Origin of the sequence: Pseudomonas sp. FP215, assembly GCF_030687795.1 — a bacterium.
GTDB classification, from domain to species: domain Bacteria; phylum Pseudomonadota; class Gammaproteobacteria; order Pseudomonadales; family Pseudomonadaceae; genus Aquipseudomonas; species Aquipseudomonas salmasensis.
In genome coordinates this window covers 6,630,580-6,647,045 of sequence record NZ_CP117447.1, presented here as the reverse complement: position 1 = coordinate 6,647,045, position 16,466 = coordinate 6,630,580, and the positions used below count along the sequence as shown (strand labels likewise).

At 62.0% G+C, this 16,466-nt stretch carries 17 protein-coding genes; 9 read left to right on the top strand and 8 right to left on the bottom strand.

The features are described from left to right. Positions 1–2 precede the first annotated feature (2 nt). The 7 genes from hflC to cfaB all read left to right on the top strand — a co-directional run bounded on the left by hflC (position 3) and on the right by cfaB (position 7,244). Entirely contained in the window at positions 3–998 is a 996-nt protein-coding gene (gene hflC, locus PSH76_RS30285; protein WP_370874672.1) for a protease modulator HflC, read from the top strand. Continuing rightward, the gene (gene hflK / locus PSH76_RS30280) at positions 995–2,029 is read left to right on the top strand and encodes a protease modulator HflK (RefSeq protein ID WP_032894397.1); all 1,035 of its coding nucleotides are present in this window, start codon (positions 995–997) and stop codon (positions 2,027–2,029) included. Before hflC ends, hflK begins: the two co-directional genes overlap by 4 nt. Then, entirely contained in the window at positions 2,026–3,912 is a 1,887-nt protein-coding gene (locus PSH76_RS30275; protein ID WP_305493389.1) for a cation-translocating P-type ATPase, read from the top strand. The genes hflK and PSH76_RS30275 overlap by 4 nt, the downstream gene beginning before the upstream one ends. Positions 3,913–4,028: 116 nt before the next feature. Continuing rightward, positions 4,029–4,280, top strand: a complete 252-nt coding sequence (locus tag PSH76_RS30270; protein WP_098949983.1) for a hypothetical protein — start codon at positions 4,029–4,031, stop codon at positions 4,278–4,280. A gap of 67 nt (positions 4,281–4,347) precedes the next feature. Next, the gene (locus PSH76_RS30265) at positions 4,348–5,193 is read left to right on the top strand and encodes a DUF692 domain-containing protein (protein ID WP_098949984.1); all 846 of its coding nucleotides are present in this window, start codon (positions 4,348–4,350) and stop codon (positions 5,191–5,193) included. Next, entirely contained in the window at positions 5,184–5,972 is a 789-nt protein-coding gene (locus PSH76_RS30260; RefSeq protein WP_278918728.1) for a DNA-binding domain-containing protein, read from the top strand. The genes PSH76_RS30265 and PSH76_RS30260 overlap by 10 nt, the downstream gene beginning before the upstream one ends. A gap of 87 nt (positions 5,973–6,059) precedes the next feature. Continuing rightward, positions 6,060–7,244, top strand: a complete 1,185-nt coding sequence (gene cfaB, locus PSH76_RS30255) for a C17 cyclopropane fatty acid synthase CfaB (protein WP_098949986.1) — start codon at positions 6,060–6,062, stop codon at positions 7,242–7,244. 134 nt (positions 7,245–7,378) lie between these two features. Here the strand turns inward: cfaB and cls are convergent, their stop codons facing one another. Then, entirely contained in the window at positions 7,379–8,818 is a 1,440-nt protein-coding gene (gene cls / locus PSH76_RS30250; protein ID WP_305493388.1) for a cardiolipin synthase, read from the bottom strand. Between the two features lie 130 nt (positions 8,819–8,948). Between cls and PSH76_RS30245 the strand changes: the two genes are divergently transcribed. Beyond that, a complete protein-coding gene (locus PSH76_RS30245) occupies positions 8,949–9,470 on the top strand; it encodes a DUF3617 domain-containing protein (RefSeq protein ID WP_003195781.1) in 522 nt (173 codons plus the stop codon). Here the strand turns inward: PSH76_RS30245 and PSH76_RS30240 are convergent. From PSH76_RS30240 to folE2, 6 genes are read right to left on the bottom strand one after another with little or no spacing between them, the layout of a single operon-like run. Beyond that, positions 9,467–10,804 (bottom strand): dihydroorotase, encoded by a 1,338-nt coding sequence (locus PSH76_RS30240; RefSeq protein ID WP_305493387.1) that lies wholly within the window; start codon positions 10,802–10,804, stop codon positions 9,467–9,469. The genes PSH76_RS30245 and PSH76_RS30240 overlap by 4 nt on opposite strands. A 3-nt stretch (positions 10,805–10,807) precedes the next feature. After that, a complete protein-coding gene (locus PSH76_RS30235; protein WP_005792581.1) occupies positions 10,808–11,368 on the bottom strand; it encodes a DapH/DapD/GlmU-related protein in 561 nt (186 codons plus the stop codon). Further along, positions 11,365–12,243: a metal ABC transporter substrate-binding protein gene (locus PSH76_RS30230; RefSeq protein ID WP_034134111.1), complete on the bottom strand. Its 879-nt coding sequence runs from the start codon at positions 12,241–12,243 to the stop codon at positions 11,365–11,367. The genes PSH76_RS30235 and PSH76_RS30230 overlap by 4 nt, the downstream gene beginning before the upstream one ends. 11 nt (positions 12,244–12,254) lie before the next feature. Beyond that, positions 12,255–13,121, bottom strand: a complete 867-nt coding sequence (locus PSH76_RS30225; protein WP_003195772.1) for a metal ABC transporter permease — start codon at positions 13,119–13,121, stop codon at positions 12,255–12,257. After that, the gene (locus PSH76_RS30220) at positions 13,122–13,790 is read right to left on the bottom strand and encodes a metal ABC transporter ATP-binding protein (RefSeq protein WP_305493386.1); all 669 of its coding nucleotides are present in this window, start codon (positions 13,788–13,790) and stop codon (positions 13,122–13,124) included. Beyond that, a complete protein-coding gene (gene folE2, locus PSH76_RS30215) occupies positions 13,787–14,677 on the bottom strand; it encodes a GTP cyclohydrolase FolE2 (RefSeq protein ID WP_305493385.1) in 891 nt (296 codons plus the stop codon). Before folE2 ends, PSH76_RS30220 begins: the two co-directional genes overlap by 4 nt. A gap of 128 nt (positions 14,678–14,805) precedes the next feature. Between folE2 and PSH76_RS30210 the strand changes: the two genes are divergently transcribed. After that, positions 14,806–16,017, top strand: a complete 1,212-nt coding sequence (locus tag PSH76_RS30210; RefSeq protein WP_305493384.1) for an N-acetylmuramoyl-L-alanine amidase — start codon at positions 14,806–14,808, stop codon at positions 16,015–16,017. Here the strand turns inward: PSH76_RS30210 and PSH76_RS30205 are convergent. Continuing rightward, the gene (locus PSH76_RS30205) at positions 16,014–16,382 is read right to left on the bottom strand and encodes a glutamine synthetase (protein WP_098949995.1); all 369 of its coding nucleotides are present in this window, start codon (positions 16,380–16,382) and stop codon (positions 16,014–16,016) included. The two genes, PSH76_RS30210 and PSH76_RS30205, sit on opposite strands and share 4 nt — an antisense overlap. Positions 16,383–16,466 lie beyond the last annotated feature (84 nt).

The window sequence follows — 16,466 nt, the reverse complement described above, 5'->3', positions numbered from 1 at the left end:
GTCTGTTGAGCGCTCATTCCCACGATCATGATCACGGTCATCACCACCATCACGGCCACCACCATCACGGCGATGAACAGGCGGCCGGGCCTTTTCCCTGGCGCCGCATGGCGTGGGCGGTGTTGCTGGTGCTGTTTGCCGTGGCAGCGGCGAGCCTGGTGCAAGTGCGTTCCGGCGAGGCCACGGTGATTACCCGCTTCGGCAACCCCGCGCGCGTGCTGCTGGAGCCGGGCCTGGGTTGGCGCTGGCCGGCACCGTTCGAAGCGGCGATCCCGGTGGACCTGCGCCTGCGCACCACGTCCAGCGGCTTGCAGGATGTGGGCACCCGCGATGGCCTGCGGATTATCGTGCAGGCCTACGTGGCGTGGCAGGTGCAGGGCGATGCCGACAACGTGCAGCGCTTTATGCGTGCGGTGCAGAACCAGCCCGATGAGGCGGCGCGGCAGATTCGTACCTTCGTCGGCTCGGCGTTGGAAACCACAGCAGCCAGCTTTGACCTGTCCAGCTTGATCAATACCGACGCCAACCAAGTGCGCATCGCCGATTTTGAAGCGCAGTTGCGCCAGCAGATTGATCAACAATTGCTCACCACTTATGGCGTGCGCGTGGCGCAGGTCGGCATCGAGCGCTTGACGTTGCCGTCGGTGACCCTCACCGCCACGGTTGACCGCATGCGCGCCGAGCGTGAAACCATCGCCACCGAACGCACCGCCGTGGGCAAGCGCGAAGCGGCGCAGATCCGCTCTGCTGCCGAGCGTGATGCGCGCATTATGCAGGCCGATGCCACTGTGAAAGCCGCTGACATCGAAGCGCAGTCGCGGGTTGAAGCCGCGCAGATTTATGGCCGTGCCTACGCAGGCAATCCGCAGCTGTACAACCTGCTGCGCTCGCTGGATACCTTGGGCACGGTGGTCACGCCGGGGACCAAGATCATCCTGCGCACCGACGCCGCGCCGTTCCGCGCCCTGGTGGACGGGCCCAAGGACCTTCAGCCATGAGCGAGCCTGACAGCCCGGACAGCCCGTGGATCCAGGCCGGGCGCCTGACGTTCCTGGCACTCTACGCGGTCACCGTATTGGCAGCGTTGGCCTGGGCCTTTTCCAATGTGCGCCAGATCGACCCGCAGAATCGCGCCGTGGTCCTGCATTTCGGCGCCCTTGATCGCATTCAGAATGCCGGGCTGTTGCTGGCCTGGCCGCAACCCTTTGAGCAAGTCGTCCTGCTGCCAGCGGCCGACCGGGTGATCGAACGCCGGGTGGAAAACCTGCTGCGTTCCGATGCGGCGCTACAGGCCGATCGTGTGGCCAGTTTCGCCACGCCGTTGAGCGATGCCCTGGCCGGTTCCGGCTACCTGCTGACCGGTGATGCCGGGGTGGTTCAACTGGACGTGCGGGTGTTCTACAAGGTGACCGAGCCCTACGCCTTTGTGTTGCAGGGCGACCACGTACTGCCGGCCCTGGATCGTCTGGTGACGCGTAGCGCCGTGGCCCTCACCGCTGCGCGGGACCTGGACACCATCCTGGTAGCGCGTCCGGAACTGATCGGCAGCGACAATGGCGCCGCCGAACGCCGTGAGCGGCTGCGCGGCGACCTGGTGCAAGGCATCAACAAACGCCTGGCGGAGTTGGCGGCCAGCGGCTTGGGGCTGGGTATCGAAGCCACCCGCGTCGATGTGCAATCTAGCCTGCCTGGGCCTGCGGTGAATGCCTTCAACGCCGTACTGACCGCCAGCCAGCAGGCCGATAAAGCCGTGGCCAACGCCCGCACTGAAGCGGAAAAACTCACCCAGACCGCCAACCAGGAGGCTGACCGCCAAGTGCAAGTCGCCCACGCCCAGGCCAGTGAACGCTTGGCCAACGCCCAGGCGCAAACCGCTACCGTTGCCAGCCTCGCCCAGGTCAAAGACCCCGGTTTGCTGTTGCGCCTGTACCGCGAACGCCTGCCGAAGATTCTCGGCCAGGCCGGTTCGGTAACCACTGTCGATCCCAAAGACGACTCCCGTTTGATCATCCAGGGAGCCGAACAATGAGCGCACCCATGCTGACCTCCGCCGAACAGCGCAGCGCTGCCCGGCAATTGACCTTGGCGATGCTCGCCCTGGGCTTGCTCGTGCTGGGCCTGGTGTGGCGCTGGCTCGCGCCGGACCAGAGCGGCGTCAGCCAGCTGCTGCTGGGCGTGGCTTCGCTGTTGGTGGCGGTGCCGGTGATGCGTTCAGCCTGGTACAGCCTGCGCTTTCCGAGCCTGCACGGCATCACCGACCAATTGATCGCCCTGGCCATGCTCGGCGCTTGGGCCACGGGCGATCTGCTCACCGCCGCGTTGCTACCGATCATCATGATCTTCGGCCATGTGCTGGAAGAACGCAGCGTGATTGGTTCCCAGGAAGCGATCCATGCCTTGGGCAAACTCACCCGCAGCCATGCCCGCCTGGTGCAGGCAGACGGCAGCATCACCGAAGTGGATAACGGCACCTTGAACACCGGCGATATCGTCGAAGTGCGTGCCGGTGACCGCGTGCCGGCCGATGGCGTGGTGTTGTCCGGCCAGGCGAGCCTGGACACGGCGCCGATCACCGGCGAGTCGGTGCCGTTGGAAGCCAGCGTGGGCGTGCAGGTGTTTGGTGGGGCGATCAACCTCGATGGCCTGCTGCGCCTTGAGGTCACGCGCACCGGTAACGAATCGACGTTGGGCAAAGTCATTGCGCTGATGCAGAACGCCGAGCGCTCCAAGCCGCCGATCACCCGGCTGCTGGAGCGCTATGCCGGCAGCTACATGGTGCTGGTGTTGCTGCTGGCGGCCGTCACCTGGTTTGTCACCAATGACGCCCAGGCGATGCTCGCGGTGCTAGTAGCGGCGTGCCCCTGTGCCTTGGTGCTGTCGGCACCGGCCACGGCGATTGCCGGGATTGCCGTGGCGGCGCGCCATGGCATCCTGATTCGCAGCTCGGCGTTCCTGGAAGAGCTGGCCGACCTGACATCACTGGTGGTCGACAAGACCGGCACGCTGACTTTTGGCACCCTGCGTTTGCAGTCCATCGAGACCACCGCCCCGGATCGCCAAAAGCTGCTGAACCTGGCGGCCAGCCTCGGTTCGGCGAGCAGTCACCCGGTCAGCCGAGCGTTGGCGGGGTTGGCGAGCCAGGAGCAGATGCTGGTGCTTAGCGACATCCGCGAGCGTCAGGGCCTGGGCGTGGTCGCCCAGACCGAGCAGGGCGAAGCGGCGCTGGGACGGCCGGAGTTGTTTGAACAGTTGGGCATCGTCACCACCGACGTGCCCACCCACGATGGCCCGATTGCCGGGTTAGCGTTGAACGGCAAGTTCCTCGCCTGGATGCTGTTGGCTGATAGCGTCAAGCCCGAGGCACGCCAGGCCCTGCAAGAATTGCGTGACTTGGGCCTGGGCCGCCAACTGCTGCTGACCGGCGACCGCCAAAGCGTGGCCGACAGCCTGGCGCTGGACGTGGGCATCAGTGATGTCGAAGCCCAAGCGCTGCCGGAAGACAAGCTCAACCGCGTGCTGGGGGAAATCAGCAGTGGCTTCAGGCCAATGGTGGTGGGCGATGGCATCAACGACTCTCTGGCGCTCAAGGCCGGCGTGGTCGGCGTGGCCATGGGCGCGGGCGGTGCAGACATCGCCCTGGCCTCGGCGGACGTGGTGTTGATCGGCAGCGACTTGCGCCGCCTGGGCACCTGTGTGCGCTTGAGTCGCCAGTGCCGGCAGACGTTGCAGGTCAACGTGATCATTGGCTTGGGGTGGACGCTGGCCATTGTGGTGTTCGCCGCATTCGGCTGGTTGGGGGCGGCGGGCGCGATGATCGCGGCGGTGCTGCATAACCTCAGTACCTTGCTGGTGTTGGGTAATGCCGGGCGTTTGCTGCGCTTCCAGGAGCCGCTGTTGAAGCTCGATGAATAATTTCAAAAATATTTGCTTACGGCTGTAACGCCGATAGGGGACCTCACTCTAGTGCTGTGTCGAGACTGAACAATCCGTTCAGACCGGCTCCACTACTGATCATGAGGAATACAACAATGAGCATTAAATCCGCTGCTGCTGGTGCCGCCCTCGCAATGGCCGCCGCTTCTCTGTTCGCGGGTGTGGCCACTCAGGTACAAGCCGCAGACGCCACCGTGCACTGCTACGGCGTGACCTCCTGCAAAGGCATGAACGACTGCAAAACCAAGGACCACGCGTGCAAGGGCCAGGGCGCGTGCAAAGGCCAGGGCTTCAAGGCCATGACCAAGTCGGCCTGCGACGCCGCTGGCGGTAAAGTCGGCGAGTAACCGGCACACGAGTGCAACCGCGGCGGCTGCCTGCCACCGCTGCGGACACTTTGCCCAGGAGTGAGACATGTCCGCGTCCCTTCCAAGTCTGGGTTACGGCCTGGGTTTGCGCAGTGAGTACTACCAGCAGATCCTTGAACAGTCGCCGGCCGTGGATTGGTTCGAAGTGATCTCCGAAAATTACTTGGTACAGGGCGGCAAGGCCTTGTACTACCTGGATGCGATAGCCGAGCGTTACCCCTTGGTGATGCACGGTGTGTCGTTGTCCATCGGCGGGCCGCATGCCCTAGATACCGATTACCTGAACCACATCAAACAGCTCGCAGAGCGCATTCAGCCGGCGTGGATTTCCGATCACCTGTGCTGGAGCCGCGGTAGTGCGCATCAGCTACACGATTTGCTGCCCCTGCCTTACACCGAAGAAAGCCTTTATCACGTGGCCGGCCGCGTGCGTCAGGTGCAGGACGTGTTGCAGCGCCCGCTGGTACTGGAAAATGTCTCCAGCTACGTGCGTTCCAAGGCGGATGAGTTCACCGAGTGGGAGTTCCTCAACGCCTTGGCCCACCTGAGCGGCTGCCAGTTGCTGCTGGACGTCAACAACGTCTACGTCAGCGCACGTAACCATGGTTTTGATGCCTGGACCTTCATTCGCAACCTGCCACCCGAAAGCATTCGCCAGCTGCATTTGGCGGGGCATATGGACTATGGCGACTATGTGGTCGATACCCATGACCATCCCGTGTGCGACCCGGTGTGGGCGCTGTACCAGCAAACCCTCGAACATCTGGGCCCAGTGTCGACCTTGCTGGAACGCGATGACCATTTTCCGCCCTTCGAAGAGTTGCTCACCGAGTTGAACAAAGCCCGTGAATTGGGTGCCAGCGCCTTGGCCCGGAGAGCGTTATGCGCCTGATCGACTGGCAGTTGGCGTTTGAACAGCATCTATTATCCGAAGCCCCCGCGGCCAACAGCGGCTTTGCCGCCACCTTGCTGGGAGGGCCGACGTTGGATGTGGACACTGGCCTTGCGATTTACCACAACGCTTACCTGTCACGCCTGCAGGAGGTGCTGCGCCATGACTTCGGTGCCATCTGGTATTGGCTGGGAGATGAGGCGTTTTGCTCACTGACCGAGGCCTACATCCGCCGTTATCCCTCGGCCCATTACAGCGTGCGCTGGTTGGGCGAGCGCTTTGCGATGTTTATCGTGGAGCATCTGATGGCTGCGCAAAGTGCGCCTTTGGCTGAGTTGGCACGCCTGGAGTGGGCGTTCACCTTGGCGTTTGACGCACCCGAAGGGGAGCCGCTGACCTTGAATGACATGGCGCACCTGGCGCCTGAAGATTGGCCCACCTTGCAGGTTGCGCTGGCGCCTTCGGTACAGCAGCTGCTTTGCCGTTTCAACACAGTGGCAATCTGGCGAGCCAGTAAGGATGAATCAGACTTCCCTGGCAGCCATGCGCTGGACCCGGCGCAAATCTGCCTGGTGTGGCGCAACCAGAACCGCTGCCACTACCGCAGCCTGGAAGCCGCTGAAGCCTGTGCGCTGGCGGGCATGGTGACCACGGGTTGGAATTTTTCAGAACTGTGTACTGAGCTGGCGGTCACTTATTCAGAGGGGGCGTCGCTGCAAGCGGCCACTTGGCTGAAACAGTGGGTCCAGGAGGGTTTGCTCGAGCGCCGAGCGCCATAGAAGGGGGGCTATTGATTCGATAGCTTCCTACTTTGTTTGGCATGGTCTACCCTCACAGCAGACGTCTGAAACAAGGGGGGACTACTCATGCTCGCGCAACTTCCACCGGCCTTACAGAATCTTCAGCTACCGCTGCGTCTTCGACTCTGGGACGGCCATGAATTCAACTTGGGCCCTGAGCCCAGCGTCACCATCGTGGTCAAGGACCCCACGGTTGTATCCAGGCTGACCCATCCAACGCTCGACTCGCTGGGCGAAGCCTTCGTTGAGGGAAAACTGGAGCTGGAAGGCTCCATCACCGAAGTGATCAGGGTATGTGACGAGTTGAGTCACGCTTTGGTCGAGGACGACGAGGAGAGTCGTCCGGTGCGCTCGATTCACGACAAGGCCACCGACGCCGCTTCCATTTCCTACCATTACGACCTGTCCAACGAGTTCTACCAGCTATGGCTGGACCAGGACATGGCGTATTCCTGCGGTTATTTCGAAACCGGCAGCGAGTCGATCGACCAGGCCCAACAAGACAAATTCCGCCACCTGTGCCGCAAGTTGCGGCTGCAGCCGGGTGAGTATCTGCTGGATGTGGGCTGTGGCTGGGGCGGGCTGGCGCGCTATGCCGCGCGGGAGTTCGGGGTCAAGGTGTTCGGCATCACCTTGAGCAAAGAACAACTGGCGCTGGCCAAGGAGCGGGTGAAAGCCGAAGGGCTGGAAGACCAGGTCGACCTGCAATTACTCGACTACCGCGACCTGCCCCAGGACGGCCGTTTTGACAAAGTGGTGAGCGTGGGCATGTTCGAACACGTCGGCCACGCCAACCTGGCGCAATACTGCCAGACCTTGTTCGGCGCGGTGCGTGAAGGTGGCCTGGTGATGAACCATGGCATCACCGCCAAGCACACCGACGGCCGCCCCGTGGGCCGTGGCGCCGGCGAGTTTATCGAGCGCTACGTGTTCCCCAACGGTGAACTTCCGCACCTGGCGATGATGACCGCCCAGATCAGTGAAGCAGGGCTGGAAGTGGTCGATGTCGAAAGCCTGCGTATGCATTACGCCCGCACGTTGGACCATTGGAGCGAGCGCCTGGAAGACAACCTGGAAGCGGCAGCGAAGATGGTGCCGGAGCAGGCGCTACGCATCTGGCGGCTGTACCTGGCCGGTTGCGCTTACGCGTTTGCCCGTGGCTGGATCAACCTGCACCAGATACTGGCAGTCAAACCCCATGCCGATGGCGGGCATGAACTGCCGTGGACGCGGGAAGATCTCTACCGCTGAGCTCGTTCAAAACCGTAGGAGCGAGCTTGCTCGCGAAAAACGTCAACGATAACGCGTGCTTGCTGAATGAACGCGGCGCCTGGGAGTTTTTCGCGAGCAAGCTCGCTCCTACATTATTGGTTGTGTATTGGCGGTTAGAGGATGGGTGAGATCAGGCGCGCCACGCGCATGCCCAGTTGCTGCAGGCGACGGGTCTCGCGGCTTTCTTCCTGGCTGACTTCATGGGCCAGGGCGAAGTCGTCCAGCAGCATCTGTTCAACCTGGCTGGCGAAGGCGTCATCCACCGTCAGCAGCATCACTTCAAAATTCAGCCGGAACGAACGGTTGTCCATGTTGGCGCTGCCAATGGCGCTGATTTCGCTGTCCACCAACACCACCTTCTGATGCAAAAAGCCCGGGGTGTAGCGAAACACCCGCACGCCCGCTCGCACCGCTTCGTTGGCGTACAGGCTGGATGCGGCATACACGATGCGATGGTCGGGCCGTGACGGCAGCAGCAGGCGCACATCGACCCCGCGTAACACCGCCAGGCGCAGGGCGGCAAATACCGCCTCGTCGGGGATGAAGTACGGGCTGGTGATCCACACGCGCTCGGTCGCGGCATGGATGGCCTCGACGAAAAACAGCGAGCAGGTTTCATAAGGGTCCGCCGGGCCGCTGGCGAGTAACTGGCAGAGCACGCCGTCCTCGGGGTAGGCGTCCGGCAGGATCAGCGGCGGCAGTTCCCGGGCGGCCCAGAACCAGTCCTCGGCAAACGACTCCTGCAGGCACGCCACCACTGGGCCGGTGACTTGCACATGGGTATCGCGCCATGGCGCCAGCGGCGGTTTTTTACCCAGGTATTCATCGCCTACGTTGTGCCCACCGACAAACCCGGTGATGCCGTCTACCACTACGATCTTGCGATGGTTACGGAAGTTGACCTGGAAACGATTGAGCCAGCCACTGCGGGTGGCGAACGCCTTGACCTGCACGCCAACGTCACGCAGAGCCTGCACGTAACGATGGGGCAGGGCGTGGCTGCCGATGCGGTCGTACAGCACGTAAATGGCCACGCCTTGGGCGGCTTTTTCCTTCAACAGGGCCTGCAACTGGCGGCCCAGCTCGTCATCGTGAATGATGAAAAACTGGAACAGCACGGCGGTCTTTGCGTGACGGATAGCCTCGAAGATCGCGCCGAAGGTGGCATCGCCATTGATCAACAGGCGCACTTCATTGTTGGCCAGGCACGGCATACGGCCCAGCTTGGGCATGGCGCGCAAGGAGGCATAGGCGCTGGAATTGCGCGCTGCGAGCGCTTCCTCCACCCACGGGCGCCAGTTCAACTCGGTGATGGCCGTGTGCATTTCCTGGTTAGCCTGGCGACGGGCCTGGATGTACGCGTCGAAGGTGCTGCGGCCAAAAATCAGGTAGGGGATCAACGTCAGGTAGGGCATGAACATCAGTGACAGCGCCCAGGCGATCGAGCCTTGTGCGGTGCGCACGGTCAGTACTGCGTGGATCGCGGCGAGCGTTCCCAGAAAGTGCAGCGTGGCAATGACGTAGGCGAGCAGGTGCGGGCCAAAGAAATCCATGAACGACGTAACTCCAGGCAGTCCAGTGCGTAACAGACCATGAACGGCTGTGAATGTCGCTATTTTATTTGCCATGCAACACTGGCTGCTTTGCGACGTCTAACGCCCACAATTACCCAGGAGTTACCCGATGAATGCTCGTCTGCTTGGTTTGGCCATGGTTGTTGGTTTGTCGCTGCCTGTGGCGGCACAGGCGCAGATGCTGGCGCCGGGCTTGTGGGAATTGACCACCAGCAATATGAAAGTCGATAACCAAGACCTGCCGGACTTGTCGCTGATCCTCGGTCAGCTCAAGCAACAGATGACCCCGGAACAGCGCGCCATGCTCGAAAAGCAAGGCATCAACATGGCCGGTAAGGGCGTGCAGGTGTGCCTGACCCCGGCTCAGGTGGCCTCCGACTCGATCCCGCTGACCGACCCCCAATCGGGCTGCAAACAGGAAGTCACCGACAAGAGCGGCAACCAGTGGAAGTTCCGCTTCAGTTGTCCGAAAGCCCAGGGCACTGGTGTGGCAACGTTCCAGAGCCAGAAAGAATTCACCACCAGCGTCAACGGTACCTTCAATGCCACCGGTATCCAGCAGAAGGGTAGCCTGGACAGCCACGCCCAGTGGCTGGGCAACGATTGCGGTACGGTCAAACCCCGCGCTTAACGCCCAAACTGCAGGGGCAAGCCCTGGCAACTGTTGACCACCTGGCCGTTGTGCCAGGCCAGGTGGCCGCTGACCAACGTGGTACTCACGCTGTGGCGAAAGCTGCGCTCTGCAAAGGGTGTCCAGCCGCAGCGGGCGAGAATAGGCTGGCTGTTGACCGGCTTGCCAGCAGGCTCCGGTTTGATCAGCACCAGGTCGGCCCAATAGCCTTCACGCACGTAGCCGCGATCAGCAATGGCGAACAGGTCCGCCACGCGGTGGCTGGTCTTGGCGACCAATGTGGTGAGGGGCAAATGCCCGTCGGCCACCAACTCCAGCAACGCCGGCAGGGCATGCTGCACCAGGGGCAAGCCTGAGGGTGCTTGCCGATAGGCCAACTGTTTTTGCGCCCAGGTATGTGGCGCATGGTCGGTGCCAATCACATCCAGACGGTCACTCAACAATGCCAGGCGCAGCGCGTCGCGGTCGGCGCGGGTCTTGATCGCCGGGTTGCATTTGATCTGATGGCCAAGGCGGTGGTAATCGCGGTCATCAAACAGCAGGTGGTGCAGGCAGACCTCGGCGGTGATGTGTTTGTCGGCCAGGGGCTTGTCTTCGAACAACGCCAGTTCACGAGCGCTGGTCAGGTGCAACACATGCAGACGCGTGCCATGACGTTTGGCCAATTCCACGGCGAACGATGACGAGCGATAACAGGCCTCGGCATCGCGGATCAGCGGGTGGGCGACGGCGGGAATATGCTCGCCGAAGCGTTCGCGCAGGCGCTGCTCGTTGGCCAGGATGCTGGGCGTGTGTTCGCAGTGAGCGAGCAGGATGGTTGGCACCTCGGCAAACAGGCGCTCCAGAATGCGCGGGTCGTCCACCAGCATATTGCCGGTGGAGGCGCCCATGAACACTTTGACCCCAGCCACTTCACGGGGATCAAGGGCTGCGACGGTATCGAGGTTGTCGTTGCTCACGCCAAAGTGAAAGCCGTAGTTGGCCACTGAGTGCAGTGCGGCACGGCGCTTTTTATCGGCCAGGGCTTCCAGGTTCAGGGTGGCCGGGCTGGTGTTGGGCATGTCCATGAAGCTGGTGATGCCACCGGCCACCGCCGCGCGGGATTCGCTGTAGAAGCTGCCTTTTTCCGGCGCGCCGGGTTCGCGAAAATGCACTTGGTCGTCGATCATCCCTGGCAGTAGCCACTGGCCGTTGGCATCGATTTCCACTGGTTCGTTAGTGCCTTGAATGCTGGCGGCAATCTTCTCGATACGGCCATTGGCGATCAGTACGTCGGCGTCGAATACCTGGCCTTCGTTGACCAGGCGGGCGTTGCGGATCAGCAGGCGGCTCATGGTTCAGAACTCGTTTTGCAGGGCTTTGTAGCCGCGTACCAGGTCGACGTTGGTGCGTGCCACGTCTTCGGAAAACTCCGAGGCGCTGACACTCACCGGCGGGAACTGCGACAAGTCGGTGTTGGGGCCGATACGCGTGGTGGAGGGCACGTAGAAGGCAGCGGGCAGATCGCGGCCGTCGACCACCGAGTTGTGGCGCACCACGCACCCGTCGCCCACGGCGCAATTGAACAGCACGCTGTTAAAACCGATGAACACGCGATCACCCACCGTGCAGGGGCCGTGGACGATGGAACGGTGGGCGATGGAGGTGAATTCACCGATGGTCACCGCTGCGCCGGATTTGGAGTGGATGACCACGCCGTCCTGAATGTTGGAATTGGCGCCGATGGTGATCGGGTCCATGGCGCCGCTGGCATCGACTTCGTCGGCGCGGATCACGGCGTAAGGGCCGACGAACACGTTCTCGCCGATGATGACTTTGCCGCAGATGATCGCGGTTTTATCGACGTAGGCCGATTCGGCAATGACCGGCAGGTCGCCGGAAGGGTTTTTGCGGATCATGGCTGGCTCAGTGCGGCGCACAGGGTGTTGAGGTTGTATTCGAACAGCCCGATAAAGGTGCTGGCCGGGCCTTCTGCGGCGAGGGCGTCGGAGTACAGCGTGCCGCCGATCTGTGCGCCGCTTTCGTCAGCGATCTGCTTGAGCAGGCGCGAGTCCTTGATGTTTTCCATGAACACGGCTTTGACCTTGTCCTTGCGAATCTGGGTGATCAGCGCGGCAACTTCAGCGGCCGAAGGGTCACGTTCGGTGGACAAACCCTGGGGCGCGAGGAACTGGATGCCATAGGCCTGGCCCAGGTAACCGAAAGCGTCATGGGAGGTGACGATGCGGCGGTTACCCGGTGGCAGTGCGCCGAACTTGGCCTTGGCCTCGTCCAGCAGGCTATGGATTTGCTTGAGGTAGGCCTGGCTGTTGCGCAGGTAGGCGGTCTTGTTGGCCGGGTCGGCGGCCACCAGGGCCTTGGTGATGTTGCTCACATAGATCTCGGCATTGGCCAGGTTGTGCCAGGCGTGCGGGTCGGGAATGGTTTCGCCATCCTCGTCCATGGTGTGGGAAATCACGCCTTTGCTGGCGGTGACCACCGTTGCTTTGGTTTCGGTGCTGGTGACCAGGCGGTCCAGCCACGGCTCGAAACCCAGGCCGTTCTTGATGATGACCTTGGCCTTGAGCAGTGCCTTGGCGTCATCCGGCGTGGGTTCATAGGTATGGGCATCGGCGTCCGGGCCGACCATGTTACTGATCTGGATATGCTCGCCACCGATCTGGTGGGTGATGTCATCGAGAATACTGAAGCTGGTGACCACTTGGAGTTTGTCTGCCGCGTGAGCCATCGACAGCGGCAGCAGCAGACTGAACAGCACGAGTAGAGCGCGCATGGGAAAACACCTCATTGGGATGTGAGCAAAGGCGGGCGGCGCAACAAACCGTGCACCGGACCGAATACCACGGACAACAAATACCCAGCGCCCGCCACCAGCACGATGGCCGGGCCGCTGGGCAGTGAGTAGTAGAACGACAGCAGCAGGCCCAACCACACCGACAGGCAGCCCAGCAGCGCCGATACCGCGATCAGCACCGGTAGGCGACGGCTCCAGAAGCGTGAGGCGATGGCCGGTAACATCATCAAGCCGACCACCATCAACGCACCGATGGCCTGGAAACCGATCACCAGGTTCAGCACTACCAGCGTCAGGAACACGCCATGGGCGAGGGGGCCGAGGCGGCTGACGGTTTGCAGGAACAGCGGGTCGAGGGTGTCCAGCAGCAGCGGTTTGTAGATCAGCGCCATGGCGATCAGGCTGAAACCCGAGACCCAGAGCATGCCGGTCAGGGTGGTTTGATCCACGGCCAGGGCGGAGCCGAACAACAGGTGCAGCAGGTCCAGGCGCTTGCCGGCAAGGCCCAGGATCAGTACGCCGGCGGCAAGAGAGATGGGGTAGATGGCCGCGAGGCTGGCGTCTTCACGCAGCCCGGTGCGGCGGGTGATCCACGCGGCCAGGCCGGCCATGCTCAGGCCCGCACCCAGGCCGCCGAGGGTCAGCGCGGGCAGGCTTAGCCCGGCGAACCAGAAGCCCAGGGCGGCGCCGGGCAGGATGCCGTGGGCTACCGCATCACCGATCAGGCTCATGCGCCGCAGGATCAGAAACACCCCCAGCGGCGCCGTGCTGCAGGCCAGTACCAAACCGCCGATGAGTGCGCGGCGCATAAAAACAAATTCATGAAACGGCAGCCACAAGTGCGCAGTGAAGTGCATTCAGGCCACCTGCATCTGCGGTTGCGGGCGGATCAGCTCTTTGCTGGGGCCGAATACGCAGCCGGTGTTTTTGATCTGCAGTACGTGCTGGGTGTGGTGGCGCACGGAGGCCAGGTCATGGCAGACGATCACCAGGGTGCGGCCTTCGCTGTGCCAGGCATGGATGTGTTTCCAGCACAGCGCCTGGCCATCCTCGTCGAGGGCTGCATGAGGTTCATCGAGCAGCAGGACAGGTGCATCGGCCAGGCTCATGCGTGCCAGCAGGGCGCGCTGCAATTCGCCGCCGGACAGTGCCATCAAGGGGCGGTGTTCCAGGCCAATCAGACACCAGTCTTCCAGTACCGCTTGCAGGCGTTGGCTGCGTTGTTGCGCGGTGTGTTGGGTGCCCCAAAAACCTGCAGCCACCAGTTCTTGCAGGCTGATAGGAAACTGGCGGTCCAAGTGTTGCTGCTGGGGCAGGAAGGCCAGGCCGCCACGGCGTGGAACATCCACGATGACCTTTCCTGCCAGCGGCTTTTGCAGGCCGGCGACGACTTTGAGCAGGCTGCTCTTGCCCGTGCCGTTGGCGCCGATGATGCCGGTGAGGCTGCCTTTGTCCAGGGTCAAATCCAATGCCGGGGTGAGCGGTTGCCCGGGGGCACCCCAGCGCAATGCGTTGCAGGTGATCATGCAGGAGCTCTCGTCCAGCGGCTTTCAGCCACGGCATCGTGCGCGTGCAGGCTTTCGGCGTGGATCACTTTGAGGTGGAAGGCGTTGATGGCATCCGAGCGTTTCAAGGCGAGGTTCAGGCGGCGAGCGGCGTCTTCGCAGAACATCAGGTTCTGCCCGTTGGCCAGGGCGAAGGCTTGTTCGTCTGCGCGTTTCACCGCGGTTTGTACGGCGGTGCCGAGCGCGGCTTCGGCAGCGTTGATCAAGTCGACTATCGGCAGGTCAGTACCTTGCAGTTGAACGTGCAACTGCGCGCTGCTGCGTTGGCTATGGGGTGTGGCGACGATGCCGTTAGCGCTGCCGAGCCAGGCCAGCACCGCTTCGTGCTGTAACGGTGTGTTGGCGAAATCATCGACAAATTGCTGCTGAATCAACTGTCTGGCGAGGGCGGCGGAGCAAGGGCAGGTTGAGGAGTAAGTAACGTCAATTTTTAGTTCCACGTGGAACATCTGGTTTTCTAGACGTGCTTCGATGCTCACCGGGTAGGTCTTCCAGCCAGCTAATGGGCTGACCAGTGCAGGGCGTTTAAGCAGCAACTGGGTATGGATGCGCAGGTAAGCGTTCTTAGATAAACCTTCATGTGTGTCGAGAAAACGCTGCAGTACATTACGCAGCAGTGCAGGTGTCAGCGGCTGTTGATCAAGCATTTCCAGGGCCAGGTACAGGCGTGACATATGAATGCCACGGGCCGAGCCGTCGTCCAGGCTTACGCCCGTGTCAGCGGTGGCGGCCAGGTGTTGACCGTCAATCAGGATCGGCAAGGCGATGCCGCACATCCCCACCCAGTCGAGTGGCAAGGCTTGGCGTGAAGCCTGCGCGGCGATATCCGGCAGAGTCAGCGCATTCATAAGCAGGTCCATGGTTGGAAATAATTCGACATGTTATAGTATAACAATACGAGCTACGATGAATTTTCTGCTCCAGCCTTTGTTCAGTCACGTCGAGTAGGGACGCTCCTTTATCTGCGGTATATGTCATGCACAGACGTCAGCTCCTCAACCTGCTGCTGGTCAGCCCCCTGTTCACCTTGCCTTTGGGGGCTTACGCCACGCAGATTCGCAATGCACGCCTGTGGCGCTCGGACGATAAGCTGCGCCTGGTGTTCGACCTCAGCGGCCCGGTGCAATACAAGACCTTTTCCCTGACCTCACCAGACCGATTGATCATCGACTTGAGTGGCGCCGGGCTCAGCGGCGACTTTTCCCAATTGGCGTTGAAGAACAGTGGGATTACCTCGATCCGTTCCGGGCATTTCGGCAAGAGCGATACGCGCATCGTGCTGGACCTGGTCGCGCCGATGCAGCTCAACAGTTTCGTGTTGCCGCCCCAGGAGGGACAAGGCCATCGCCTGGTGCTGGACTTGACCAACGCGACCCGTGCGCCCCGTCAAATCGCCGCTGAGCCAGCACCCTTGGTGGCGCCGGTAGACAAGGCGCACCCCAAGCGCGACATCATCGTGGTGGTCGACCCCGGCCATGGCGGCAAAGACCCCGGCGCCATCGGCTCCAAGGGCCAGCGCGAAAAAGATGTGGTGCTGTCGATTGCCCAGTTGCTGGCTAAACGCCTGAAACGCGAAAAGGGTTTTGACGTAAAACTGGTGCGCAACGACGACTTCTTCGTGCCGCTGCGCAAGCGCGTGGATATCGCCCGCCAGCATAAGGCCGATATGTTTATCTCGGTACATGCCGACGCCGCGCCACGGCTGACCGCGTCAGGCGCCTCGGTGTATGCGTTGTCTGAAGGGGGCGCCACCTCGGCCACGGCGCGTTTCATGGCCCAGCGCGAAAATGGCGCCGACTTGCTGGGCGCTACCACCTTGCTCAATCTGAAGGACAAGGACCCGATGTTAGCCGGGGTGATTCTCGACATGTCGATGAACGCGACCATCGCCTCCAGCCTGCAACTGGGCAGCTCGGTATTGGGCAGCCTGCAAAACATCACCAGCCTGCATCAGAAACGTGTGGAGCAGGCCGGGTTCGCCGTGCTCAAGTCACCGGACGTACCCTCGATTTTGGTGGAGACGGGCTTCATCTCCAACGCCCGCGACGCCCAGCGGCTGGTGACGGTGCGCCATCAACAGGCGGTGGCGGATGGCCTTTTCGAAGGCCTCAAACGTTACTTCCAGAAGAACCCACCCATGAACAGCTACATGGCCTGGGTGCAGGCGCAGAAAAACAGCCAGGCCTAACAGCCGGTCATTCGGCTGCAGGTGAACTTGGCGCTGGCGCCTCCTGAGCTGGAAAACCGGTTGATAGTGGTCCAGCCCACGCGCCGTGTGTAGCCGACCCACGCCTCGCCATCCGATGCCAACCCGGTAAAAAACGTCAGTTGCCCATACCGGCTGTTGGTCTGCGCCCAATAGCGTTTGCCGATCACTTCGAAACCGCGCAGATACGTAGTGCTGCCGACGGTTGCCACGCTATAGGCATTGCCCAACGGGTCTACACAGGCCAGCAGGGTGGCGCTGCGTGTGCACTTGGCAACCAGGCTGGGGGCCTGGGCGCAGGCAGGCCCGGCCGCTGCCAATAGCAGGGCGCACAGCAGATATCTCATCGGGTTTCTCAGCATAAGAAGGTGACCCAGCATTGCGCCCTTCGTCGCGGCGAGCAAGAGGGATTGGCTTATTTGTATTGTTAT